Source organism: Methylobacterium sp. P3_A11 (assembly GCF_056403155.1).
On record NZ_JBFUGA010000031.1, the window covers coordinates 1 to 12,378 of the forward strand.

A 12,378-nucleotide genomic window follows, 5' to 3' on the forward strand; every position below is an offset into this window, starting at 1 on the left:
GCGCGTCCCGATGCGGCGCCGCGCCCGCCCGACACGCGCCCGATCCCACTCCGCGAACTCCGGCATCGCCGCCGAGGGGTCGCTCCCGCGAGACGCGATCCCCGCCCATCCCTGCGCGCGCGGCCGTCGCCGCCATGCCGCGCCGCGAGCGTCCCGGATGCGGCGCGCAGTGCCTTCGTCGGGCCGCGACGACCGCGCACCGCCTGGGCCATCGGTCCCCGCCACCCGACCCCTGAATCGGCCCCCGACTCCGCGATCGCTTCTCCGCAGGCCGAATCGCCGAACCCGTTGACGGCCGTCGCGACGCCGAATCGCCCGCCGGAGGCGGAAAGCCGGCGTTGCGGGCCGGTGAGGCGTCCGCAGCCGTCGTTCGATCGCGCGCCGAGGCGACGGATTCGGCCGATCTTCTTCGCGTCGCTCAACAGTCTCTCCTAACTGAAATGTAATACTCAATATAAGAAGATATCAATTCAAGTTTCCAAGCAATGATCTTATCAAACCAAATATGTAATTTTCATCGAGGACAATTTTTGTGGCCTAACTGCCACAAAGAACGATCCAGACTGACTTCATCGTGAATCACGATTGCCTAAATCCAAGTCGATGCACAGTGTCGAGATGCAGATAGGCGTCGAGATCGCTGCATCGGGACAAATTTCTCTAGCGAAATGAGCAAATTTTTCCGGATGTAATTGGAAATGACTGAATTGGTCTAGCCTGTTGCGAAGTTTAACATCTGATTTCCGGAGACATCGATGGCATTGCTGAAATCATCGTTGCTCGGGTCTGCTGCCGCGTTCGCGGTGGTGGGCGCTGCGCACGCCGCCGACCTGCCGGTCAAGAAGGCGGTTCCGATCGAGTACGTCCGCGTCTGTGGCGCCTACGGCGCCGGGTTCTTCTACATCCCCGGAACCGACACCTGCCTGCGCATCTCGGGCCGCGCCCGGTTCGAGGGCGGCTACAGGACCGTCTACTCGCGGCAGGCCGGGACGAATAACGGCGACGATTCCGGTTACCAGGCCCGGATGCGCATCAACCTGGATGCGCGCACGCAGACCGCCTACGGGACGCTGCGCGCCTTCGTGCGCCTCGATGCGGGGTCGCGGACCGGCTACGACCGGTCGGGCACCCAGGCGCGGATCGGGCAGGCCTATGACGGCACCGGCGTCGACCAGAACGGCCACGCGCAGCAATACATGAACGTCGACAAGGCGTTCATCCAGTTCGCCGGGCTCACCGCCGGTCGCGCCTCATCGTTCTTCGACTTCTACGCCCACGACTTCGAGATCGCCGGCGCCACGATGGGCTCGGACATCGCGTCGACCAACCTCCTCGCCTACACGGTCGCCGTCGGCGACGGCCTGTCGGCGACGCTCTCGATCGAGGACCCGGTGTTCCGCCGCAGCCCGATCTTCTCGCCGTCGGCGGGGGCCTCCCCGGTCAGCCCCGTCTTCGTGGGCTACGCCAACGCCCTCCCGTCCAGCTACAGCGCCATCGACACCATCCAGCGCGAGCGCCTGCCCGATTTCGTCGGTGTCCTGCGCGTCGATCAAGCCTGGGGCTCCGCCCAGATCTCAGCCGCGGCCCACGAGCTGAACGTCGGCAACCTGACCACGGCCGCGGCGCTGCCGGCGGGAGCCCCCGGCGTCATCACCGGCGTCCCCCACACCAGGAGCGTGGAGGGCTGGGCGGTGCAGGGCGGCCTGAAGATCAACACGCCGTTTATCGCTCCGGGCGACGCCTTGTATCTCCAGGGCGCCTACGCGGAGGGCGCCCAGATGTATACCGGCTACTGCGCGTTCACCGGCTGCTACCAGCAGGTCAACACGCTCATCCAGGGGCAGAAGATCGGGCAGACCTTCGCGGACGCGACGATCAACCCGTTCACCGGCCAGCTGCAGACGTCGACCAGCCTCTCGGCGGTCGCCTCCTACTTGCATTACTGGTCGCCGGACTGGCGCTCGGCCATCTTCGGCGGCTACGGCGAGCAGGATTTCGGCCGCGGCGCCCGCCTGGCGCAGGGGGCGGCGTTCAACTTCGTCAACCCGAACGGCGCCAACAGCTTCGGCACCAACGGCGTCGGCGCCCCTGGCACCCGGTTCTACCAGCTCAGCCAGGCCTTGCGCGACACCTACCAGTTCGTCGCCGGCGGGAGCCTCATCTGGTCGCCCGTGCGCGACCTCGATATCGGCGTGGAGGCGCTGTACATGCAGGTCGGCGTGAAGGGCGGTCGCGCGATCGACCTCGACAAGAGCCCCACGGCCTACGCCAACGTCGCCGGCATCAACAACGGCACGTTCGTCCCGCGCACCATGACGCAGGACTCGGTCTCGCAGGTCCGCCTCCGCGTCCAGCGCGACTTCTGATCGGCGCGGCCGGCGGCGGAGCGCCGCGCGCGCCGCCGGACTCCGTGCACAACGCCGTCGAGGCCCGGCCCCGCGCCGGGCCTCTTTTCGTGCGCATCCGAGCGACCACGCCGAGCTGGCTTTAATCCCCGCTCGCGGAACAGGTCGTGCCCTTTGTCCCCCGGATCGCGTTGCCGCCCTTCATCGGCGCTGTTACGCGGAATGTCACTTTATCTCCGCCGATCCCGCGGGACTCGACGGGCCGGGATTTCCCGTGCGGTCGCGGTCGCGGCGCCCGGGGAACGGTGAAACGGCCCGCAAGCGGTCAGATATCCGGGGGGACGCCATGACCAGCACAGTTTCGTCGAGCCCGATTCCCGCCTCCACGGACAATCGGGCGGCCGAGCGGCGCGCGGACCGGATCTGGCCCGGTCGCTGGTGGCGCCTTGTCGACAGCAAGATCGGCATCATACCGCTGCCGGTCTACCTGATCCTGGCGATTCTCATCGCCGTCCTGGTCCAGGAAGGCGAGATCAAGCCCGACGGGCCGACCATGATCGCCGTGCTGGTGATGGGCGGCTTCACCTGCGCGGAGATCGGCAAGCGGATCCCGATCCTGAAGAACATCGGCGCCGGGGCCATCTTCGCGACCTTCATCCCCTCGGCGCTCGTCTATTACGCGTTGGTGCCGCCGCAGATGGTGAAGGCGATCACCGACTTCACCAAGTTCACCAACTTCCTCTACATCTACATCGCCACGATCATCGTCGGCTCGATCCTCGGCATGGACCGCGAGGTCCTGATCAAGGGCTTCCTCAAGATCTTCGCGCCGCTCGCGATCGGCTCGGTGGCGGCGGCCGTGGTCGGCACGCTGGTCGGCACGCTCCTCGGCCTCGGCCCGTACAAGACGTTCTTCTTCATCGTGGTGCCGATCATGGCCGGTGGCGTCGGCGAGGGTGCGATCCCGCTCTCCATCGGCTACGCGGCGATCCTGGGCCTGCAGCAGGGCGTCGTCTTCGCCCAGGTCCTGCCGCCGGTGATGCTGGGCTCGCTCACGGCCATCATCTTCTCCGGCACGCTCAACGCCGTCGGGAAGCGGTACCCCCACCTCACCGGCGAGGGACGGCTCCAGCCCGATTCGGACGAGATGAAATCGAGCGATGCGCAGGCCAAGTCGGAGGCCGCGCGCGGGCAGATCGACGCCGCCACGATCGGCGCCGCGGGGCTCACCGCCATCACCCTCTATCTGCTCGGCGTCATCGCCCATCACCTGATCGGTTTGCCGGCGCCGGTCGCCATGCTGTTCCTGGCGGTCTTCGCCAAGCTCGCCAGCGCGGTGTCGCCGCACCTCCAGGCCGGCGGCTTCGTGGTCTACAAGTTCGTGCAGGTCTCCATGACCTATCCGCTGCTCTTCGCCATCGGCGTTGCGCTGACGCCCTGGCACGAACTCATGGCGGCCTTCACCCTGGTGAACCTGATCACCATCGTGTCGACCGTGACGACGCTGATGACCGTGGGCTTCTTCGTCGGCCGCTGGCTCGGGATGTATCCGATCGAGACCGCCATCGTGAATGCCTGCCACAGCGGCCAGGGCGGCACCGGCGACGTGGCGATCCTCACGGCGGCCAACCGCATGGCACTGATGCCCTTCGCGCAGATCGCCACCCGCATCGGCGGCGCGCTGACCGTCACGGGCACGATCATCGCCATGAAGTGGATCGGTGCCTGACCGGCACCCGGAAAGGACGTCAACATGGCCGGTGATGCCGGGGCCGTCGGAGCCACGCTCCAGTCGAGGATCGGCGCGATCCTCCGCTCGACGAGCGGCAACTTCCTGGAGATGTTCGACTTCTTCCTGTTCGGGTTCTACGCCACGTATATCGCGCGGGCGTTCTTCCCCTCGGGCAACGAGACGACCGAGCTGCTCCTGACCTTCGGCACGTTCTGGCTCGGGGCGCTGATGCGGCCCCTCGGGGCGATCGTGCTCGGCGCCTATATCGACCGGATCGGGCGCCGGAAGGGCCTGATCATCACCCTGGCGATCATGGCGAGCGGCACGGTGCTCATCGCCTTCTGCCCGAGCTACGCCACCATCGGCGTCGCGGCCCCGCTGATCGTGCTCGCCGGCCGGCTGCTGCAGGGCTTCTCGGCGGGCGTCGAGATCGGCGGCGTCTCGATCTACCTGTTCGAGATCGCCACCCCCGGGCGGCGCGGCCTCTACACCTCGTTCCAGTCGGCGAGCCAGCAGGTCGCGATCATGTTCGCCGCCCTGATCGGCTACGGGCTGAACGCCTTCCTCACCAAGCAGCAGATCGGCGATTTCGGCTGGCGCATCCCGTTCCTGATCGGCTGCCTGATCGTGCCGTTCATCTTCCTCATCCGCCGCTCGCTGCAGGAGACGCAGGAATTCGCCAAGCGGACCCGCCATCCCAGCACCCGCGAGATCCTGACCACGGTGGCCGCCAACTGGCGGATCGTGCTGCTCGGCATGATGCTGACCACGATGACGACGGTGACCTTCTACATGATCACCGTCTACACCCCGACCTTCGGCAAGAACGTCCTCAAGCTCACCGAGACCGACAGCCTCATCGTCACGCTCTGCGTCGCCATCACCAACTTCATCTGGCTGCCGGTGGGCGGGGCTCTGTCGGACGCGATCGGGCGCAAACCGGTGCTGCTGACGATCTCGACCCTGTCGCTGCTGACGACCTACCCGGCGCTGCACTGGCTCGTGGCAGACCCGACCTTCGGCAAGATGCTCGCCGTGGAGTTGTGGTTCTCGTTCTTCTTCGGCGTCTACAACGGCGCCATGGTGGTCTCGCTCTCCGAGGTCGTCCCCGCCCATGTTCGGGCGAGCGGCTTCTCGCTGGCCTACAGCCTCGCCACCGCCCTGTTCGGCACGGCCACGCCGATGGTCTCGACCTACCTGATCGAGAGGACCGGCGACCGGGCGGCACCGAGCTACTGGCTGATGGCGGCGGCGGCCTGCGGCATCGTCGCGACGCTCGCCCTGTTCCGGGGGCGCCCCGGGCTGGAACGGGTTCCCGCTCACGCCTGAGGGCCGAGGCCGCTCAGGTCTCCTGCCAGATCCGGATCCGGGCCTTGAAGGCGGCCCGGATATGCGCCCGGGCCGCGGCCTCGGCGCCGTCGCCGTCATGGGCGCGGATCGCCGCCACGATGGCGGCGTGCTCGGCGAGGGAGTCGGCCGCGCGTTCGGGGGCCGCGAGGGTGGTGGCGCCCGGCAGCAGCACCAGCGAAAGGCGCATCGTCTCCAGGGTGCCCTGCAGGAAGCGGTTGCGCGCGGCGCCGTGGATCTGACGGTGGAACAGACGGTTGGTCCGCGCCAGCGCGGCTGCGTCGCCCGTGAGCGTCCGGTCCCGGGCGACCATCTCCTCAAGGATCTCGGTCTCGACCGCGCTGGCATGGATCGCCGCGAGGCGCGCCGCCGTCCCCTCGAGCACCTCGCGCAGGTCGTAGAGTTCGCTCACCTGCCCGTAATCGAGCTGCGCCACGCTGGCGCCCCGGTGCGGCTCATGGGCGACGAGGCCCTGCGCCTCCAGCCGCCCGAGCGCCTCGCGGACCGGCGTGCGGCTGATCTGGAACCGCTCGGCGAGGTCCGCCTCGCGCAGCCGGCTGCCGGGGGCGAGCTCGCCCTCCTCGATCGCCCGCAGCAGGCGTTCATAGGCGCCGGCGCCGCTCGGGCGCTCTGCGTCGCTGGCCTTCATCTCCGGCTCTCCTCGCCTCGGCCATAGCCTGAAACCGGGCGCTCCGGAACGCTTGTGCTGAATTGCATGCAGACGTATACAATGCTGCTAGGGCAATCGATCGTGAGGAGGCGGGCATGCAGCGACCGGGCGATGCGCAGTGGGATGTGGTGGTCGTCGGGTCAGGCAACGCCGCCATGAGCGCCGGCCTCGCCGCCCTGGAGCGCGGCGCCTCGGTGCTGATGATCGAGAAGGCCGAACGGGATCTCGCCGGCGGCAACACCGCCTACACGGCCGGCGCCATGCGCGTCGTCTACGCGGGCAACGGCGACCTGATCCCGCTTCTGGCCGATCCCGCTGATCCGCGCCTGCGCCGCACCGATTTCGGTGCCTACACAGCCGAAATGTTCGAGGCGGACCTCCTCGGCTTCAACGACGGCCGGCCGCTCTCGCGGGAGCAGCGAATCCTGATCGACGAGAGCGGCGCGGCTCTGCGCTGGCTCGCGACCCAGGGGGTGAAGTTCGAGCCGATCTATTCCCGGCAATCCTTCGAGAAGGACGGGCGCTTCGTGTTCTGGGGCGGCCTGACGCTCGCGACCCATGACGAGGGCTTCGGCCTCGCCCGGGCCGAGCTAGAGGCCTTCACCGAGGCCGGCGGCGAGATCCGCTACGGTTGTCCGGCCACCGGGCTGATCGTCGAGGACGGGCGCGTCGCCGGCGTGGACACGCCGCAGGGCGCGTTCCGCGCCCGGGCCGTGGTGCTCGCCTGCGGGGGCTTCGAGTCGAACGCCGCCCTGCGGACGCGCTATATCGGCGAAGGCTGGGACAAGGCGCGGGTCCGCGGCACGCCGCACAATCAGGGCGACGGGCTGCGGATGGCGCTGGACCTCGGCGCGAAGGCCCACGGCTTCTACGGCGGATGCCATGCGACGCCGATGGATCTGCACACCCCCGATTACGGCAACCTCGACCTGCCCCACGGCGAGCGCAAGCACTACCGGAAGATCTGCTACTTCCTGGGGCTCATGCTCAATGCTGACGGCGCGCGGTTCGTCGACGAGGGCAAGGATTTCCGCAACTATACCTACGCGCAATTCGGCCGCGCGATCATGGAGCAGCCGGGCCACGTGGCGTGGCAGATCTTCGACGCCAAGGTCGATCACCTGCTCTACAGCGAGTACCGGTTCCACGACGCGCATTTCGTCGAGGCCGAGACCCTGGACGGCCTCCTCGACAAGCTCGAAGGCATCGACCGCGTCGCGGCGCGGCGCACCATCGCGGCGTTCAACGCCGCCGTGGACCAGTCCGTGCCGTTCGACCCGACCGTCAAGGACGGGCGCGGCACCCGGGGGCTCGCCCTGCCGAAGTCGAACTGGGCGCAGGCGATCGAGACCGGACCGTTCAAGGCGTATCCGGTCACGGGGGGGATCACCTTCACGTATGGCGGCGTCGAGGTCGGCGACGACGGCGGGGTGAAGCGGGAGGACGGCAGCGCCATCCCCGGCCTCCACGCCTGCGGCGAGATGGTGGGCGGCGTGTTCTTCAACGGCTATCCGGGCGGCTCGGGCCTGACTTCCGGCGTGGTGTTCGGCCGGCGCGCCGGCTACGGCGCCGCGGCGAATGCGCGGGGCTGAGGACCCACGCTCCATCCTGTGCCCGTGCTGCCAGATCGGGGTGTGAATCCGCGACCCCGCAAAAGGCGCTGGGCACGTCGGGGACCCGCTCGATCCCCGCATCGGCCGCTCGCCCCCTGTCCGGGCTGCCGCGACGGGCGTAGAAGCCCGTCATGCCCCCCCGACAGGCCGTCTTCACAATCACCCGCGGCGTCCCGTTCCTGCCGACGCTCGCCGAGGCGCTGCTCTCGGGCCGCCTCGTCGGGCCGGTGGCGGACGACCCGTTAGCTCTCGCCGCCGTCACCCTCTACCTGCCGACACGCCGCGCGGCCCGGGCACTCTCGGCGATCCTCGCCGACAGGCTAGGCCGCGACGCCCCGGGTCAGGCAACCCTGCTGCCCCGGATGATCCCCCTGGGGGAGGCCGACGAGGCCGAACTCGACCTCGCCGCCGAGCCGCTGCTGGAGGAGAACGCCGATCCGCTCAGCGTTCCGATGCCGCCCCTGGAGCGGCGGCTGATCCTCGCCCGCCTCGTCCAGGCCTGGGCCAGGACCGTGGACCGGACCCTGCTGCCCCTCGACGCCGAGGTGCCGTTCCTCGTGCCGTCTTCCCCCGCCGACGCGATCGGTCTCGCCGGCGACCTCGAACGGCTGATGGATGCGCTCACCGTCGAGGGCCTGCCCTGGTCGGAGATCGGCGCCGCCGTCGAGGCGGAGTATTCCCGCTATTTCGGCCTGACCCTCGACTTCGTGAAGATCGCCGCCGAGAACTGGCCGAAGCTCCTGGCCGAGCGGGGCCTGGCCGATCCCGTCGCCCGCGCCCGCGGCCTCGTGCTCGCCGAGGAGCGGCGCCTGTCGCGCAGCCCGACCCCCGATCCCGTGATCGTCGCCGGCTCCCTCGGCTCGGTTCCCGCCACCGCACGGCTCATCGCGGCCGTGGCGAAGCTGCCCCGGGGTGCCGTGGTTCTGCCCGGCCTCGACCTCGACCTCGATGCCTCCGGCTGGGACGGCATCGACACCGGCGAGGGCTTCTCCCGCGTGATCGCCCATGGCCACCCGCAGGCGGTGCTGCACCGGCTGCTCGGTGCGGAGAACCTCGACCTCGACCGCGCGGAGGTCGTCGCCCTGGGCGAGCCCGAGGCCGGCCAGAGCGCCCGGGCCGCGCTCCTGTCGCAGGCCCTCCGACCGGCCGACACCACCGACGCCTGGGCCGACCTCGATCCGGAGGCCCGCGACACCGTCGCGCGCCATGGCCTCGACGGGCTGGCGCTTGCCGAGGCAGCCGATGAGCGCGAGGAGGCGCTGGTCGTCGCCGTGGCCCTCCGCGAGGCGCTTGAGAGGCCCGGCGCCACCGCGGCCCTCATCACTCCCGACCGGGGGCTCGCCGGCCGGGTCGCCGTGGWGCTGCTGCGCTGGGGGATCGTGGCGGAGGATTCGGCGGGGCTGGCGCTGGCCGGCAGCCCCGCCGGCCGACTCGCCCGGCTCGCGGCCGAGCTCGCGGCGGATCTCGCTCGCGCTCAGGCGGACGCGATCCCGGCCCGGCTGATCGCGCTGCTTTCCCACCCGATGGTCCGCCTCGGCCTGCCGCGCGCCGACGTGGTGCGCGGCGCGGCGGCCCTGGAGATCGGCCTGCTGCGCGGTCCGGTCCCGGCGCCGGGCTTCGCCGGCCTGCGCAACGCCCTCGCGGCCGAGCGCGCCGGGCCGCCGGAGCACAGGCCCCGGGCGAAGCGGCGGTTGACGGATCTCGACTGGGACCTCGCGGCGGACCTCCTCGACCGGCTCGATCTGGTATTCGGGGCGTTTCCGGGGCTGGACGGGGCCGGGGCATGCGACCTCGTCGAAACGGCCACGGGCCACCGGGAAGCTTGCGACCGGCTGATCGCCGGGCCGGAGGATGAGCCCGAGGCGGAGACGGATGGCTCCCTGTCCTGCCTCGACGCGCTGTTGGACGACCTTGAGATGGCCGAGCCCGGCCTGATGCCTGGGCGGTTCGACGATTACGCCACTTTCTTCACCGCCCTAGCCCGGGAGCGCACCGTCGCGTGTTCCGGCGAGGCGCCGCATCCGCGGCTGCGCATCCTCGGTCTGCTGGAGTCGCGTCTGCTGTCCGTGGACCGGGTCGTGCTCGGCGGCCTCGACGAGGGCGTCTGGCCGGTGCGCACGCTGACGGATTCCTTCCTCAACCGACCGATGCGCGAGCGGGTCGGCCTCAACCCGCCCGAGCGGCGGATCGGCCAGATGGCCCACGACTTCGTGCAGGCGCTCGGTTGCCGGGACGCGCTGATCACCCGGGCGCTGAAGCGCGAGGGTGCGCCGACCGTCCCGTCGCGGCTGATCCAGCGCCTGCGCGCGCTCGCGGGGGATGCGCGTTGGGATGCCGTCCTGGAGGCGGGCCGCCGCTTCACCGACCTCGCGGCGCGGCTGGACACTGCCCCCGCGGAGCCCCGGCTGAAGCGTCCCGCGCCGAAGCCGGACCCGGCCCTGTTCCCGCGCTCGCTCAGCGTCACCGAGATCGAGACGCTGGTGCGCGATCCCTACAGCATCTTCGCCCGGCACGTGCTCGGGCTCGATCCCCTCGACCCGCTGGCGGCGGCCCCGGGCGTCGCCACCCGCGGCTCCCTGGTGCACGACGTCTTCGCAGCGTTCGCGAGCCGTCATCCGCAGGACCTGCCCCCGGATGCGGCAGTGCGACTGCTCAACCTCGCGGTGAACGCCTTCGCCGACATCGAGGCGGAGTACCCGAACCTCTACGCCGAGTGGTGGCCGCGCTACGAACGCATGGCCTCGGCCTATCTCGCGTGGGAGGCGCAGCGCCGGCCAGGCCTGACCCGGGTCCACCCGGAGGTCTCCGGACGCTGGGTGATCCCGATGGGACGCGAGACCTTCACACTGCGTGCCCGGGCCGACCGGATCGAGCTGTGCCCGGACGGGACCGCCTGCATCGTCGACTATAAGACCGGCACGCCGCCCTCTGCCAAGCAGATCTTCTCCGGGTTCTCGCCGCAGCTCACCCTGGAGGCCGCGATGCTCATGCACGGCGCCTTCGTGGATCTGCCGGCCGTGAAGCTGACGCCGGACCTGCTCTATGTCCACGCCTCGGGCGGGCGTAAGCCCTTCGTGCCGGTGCCGGTGAAGCCGCCGAGAGGCGAGGAGCGCGCCGTCGCGGCGATCGTGGCCGAGCACGCCGAGCGGCTGCGGGGGCTGGTCGCCCGGTTCATGACCGGCGAGGCCGCCTACACGGCCCGGCCCTATCCGCAATACGCCAGCAAGTACGGCGCCTACGACCACCTCGCCCGCGTCTTGGAATGGTCGCTGGCCGGGGATGAGGGCGGGGAGTGAGGCGCGCGGTCCTGCTCCGCTTCATCCCATCCAAGCCCTTATCCTGAGGTGCCCGCGACAGCGGGCCTCGACGGAGCCCTCCTTCGAGGCGGCTTCGCCGCACCTCAGGATGAGGTGTCTGGTGGGAGGCGCGACCCAGAGCCTCAGAAGAACGCCTGCAGCCCCGTCTGCGCCCGCCCCAGGATCAGTGCGTGGACGTCGTGGGTCCCCTCGTAGGTGTTCACCGTCTCGAGGTTCTGGGCGTGGCGCATCACGTGGTACTCGCCCATGATGCCGTTGCCGCCGTGCATGTCCCGGGCCGTGCGGGCGATGTCCAGCGCCTTGCCGCAATTGTTGCGCTTGACCAGCGAGATCATCTCGGGCGCCATCCTGCCCTCGTCCATCAGCCGCCCGACCCGCAGCGAGGCCTGGAGGCCGAGGGCGATCTCGGTCTGCATGTCGGCGAGCTTCTTCTGGACGAGCTGCGTCTGCGCCAGCGGCCGGCCGAACTGCTTGCGCTCCAGCGTGTAATTGCGCGCGCGGTGCCAGCAATCCTCGGCGGCGCCCAACGCCCCCCAGGAGATGCCGTAGCGCGCCCGGTTGAGGCAGCCGAACGGTCCCTTGAGACCGGAGACGTTCGGCAGCAGCGCGTCCTCGCCGACCTCGACCCCCTCCATGACGATCTCGCCGGTGGTGGAGGCGCGCAAGGAGAGCTTGCCCTTGAGGGTCGGCGCCGAGAGGCCCTTCATGCCCTTCTCGAGGACGAAGCCGCGGATCGCGCCCTCGTGGGCCTCGGACTTCGCCCAGACCACGAACACGTCCGCGAAGGGCGCGTTCGAGATCCACATCTTGGCGCCGGTGATCCGGTAGCCGCCGTCGATCTTCTCGGCCTTGGTCTTCATGCCGGCCGGGTCCGAGCCGGCATCCGGCTCGGTGAGGCCGAAGCAGCCGATCCATTCGCCCGAGGCGAGCTTCGGCAGGAATTTCCTCCGCTGCTCCTCGGAACCGTAGGCGTGGATCGGGTACATCACGAGGGAGGATTGCACACTCATCATCGAGCGGTAGCCGGAATCCACCGCCTCGACGGCGCGCGCCACGAGCCCGTAGGCGACGTAGGAGGCGCCCGCGCAGCCGTATTCCTCAGGGAGCGTCACGCCGAGGAGGCCGAGAGCGCCCATCTTCCGGAACAGGCCAGGATCGGACTTCTCGGTGGCGTAGGCCTCGACGATGCCGGGCAGCAGCTGCTCCTGCGCGAAGCTCTGGGCGACGTCGCGGATCGCCCGCTCGTCCTCGGTCAGCTGATCCTCCAGCAGGAACGGATCCTCCCAGACGAAGCGGGCGGAGGCGGTGGCCGACGGAGAGGCGCTGCCCGGAGGGCGCATCGGAGCGTTCATGG

The 12,378-nt window shown here is 69.8% G+C and carries 7 protein-coding genes and 1 pseudogene; 5 read left to right on the forward strand and 3 right to left on the reverse strand.

Translation table 11 applies throughout. The features are described from left to right. Nucleotides 1-422 (reverse strand): annotated as a pseudogene (locus AC1DXK_RS12145) (hypothetical protein); the annotation flags it as partial. 333 nt (nt 423-755) lie between these two features. On the opposite strand from AC1DXK_RS12145, the gene AC1DXK_RS12150 reads away from it, so the two are divergent. From AC1DXK_RS12150 to tcuC, 3 genes are all read left to right on the forward strand, one after another. After that, nucleotides 756-2,366, forward strand: a complete 1,611-nt coding sequence (locus AC1DXK_RS12150) for a porin (RefSeq protein ID WP_457105799.1) — start codon at nt 756-758, stop codon at nt 2,364-2,366. 325 nt (nt 2,367-2,691) lie between these two features. Continuing rightward, nucleotides 2,692-4,074, forward strand: a complete 1,383-nt coding sequence (locus tag AC1DXK_RS12155) for a 2-hydroxycarboxylate transporter family protein (protein ID WP_457105800.1) — start codon at nt 2,692-2,694, stop codon at nt 4,072-4,074. Between the two features lie 24 nt (nt 4,075-4,098). Further along, nucleotides 4,099-5,406 (forward strand): MFS transporter, encoded by a 1,308-nt coding sequence (gene tcuC, locus AC1DXK_RS12160; RefSeq protein ID WP_457105801.1) that lies wholly within the window; start codon nt 4,099-4,101, stop codon nt 5,404-5,406. A 13-nt stretch (nt 5,407-5,419) separates the two neighbouring features. Here tcuC and AC1DXK_RS12165 read toward each other — a convergent pair whose 3' ends face one another. Next, nucleotides 5,420-6,073, reverse strand: a complete 654-nt coding sequence (locus tag AC1DXK_RS12165; protein WP_457105802.1) for a GntR family transcriptional regulator — start codon at nt 6,071-6,073, stop codon at nt 5,420-5,422. A 116-nt stretch (nt 6,074-6,189) separates the two neighbouring features. Here AC1DXK_RS12165 and tcuA point away from each other — a divergent pair, with 116 nt between their 5' ends. Further along, a complete protein-coding gene (tcuA, locus tag AC1DXK_RS12170) occupies nt 6,190-7,686 on the forward strand; it encodes an FAD-dependent tricarballylate dehydrogenase TcuA (RefSeq protein WP_477297876.1) in 1,497 nt (498 codons plus the stop codon). Nucleotides 7,687-7,838: 152 nt separating this feature from the next. Beyond that, nucleotides 7,839-11,003 (forward strand): double-strand break repair protein AddB, encoded by a 3,165-nt coding sequence (gene addB / locus AC1DXK_RS12175; protein WP_477297878.1) that lies wholly within the window; start codon nt 7,839-7,841, stop codon nt 11,001-11,003. A 143-nt stretch (nt 11,004-11,146) separates the two neighbouring features. On the opposite strand, the gene AC1DXK_RS12180 is transcribed toward addB, so the two are convergent. Further along, a complete protein-coding gene (locus AC1DXK_RS12180) occupies nt 11,147-12,376 on the reverse strand; it encodes an acyl-CoA dehydrogenase (protein ID WP_457105805.1) in 1,230 nt (409 codons plus the stop codon). Between the last annotated feature and the right edge of the window lie 2 nt (nt 12,377-12,378).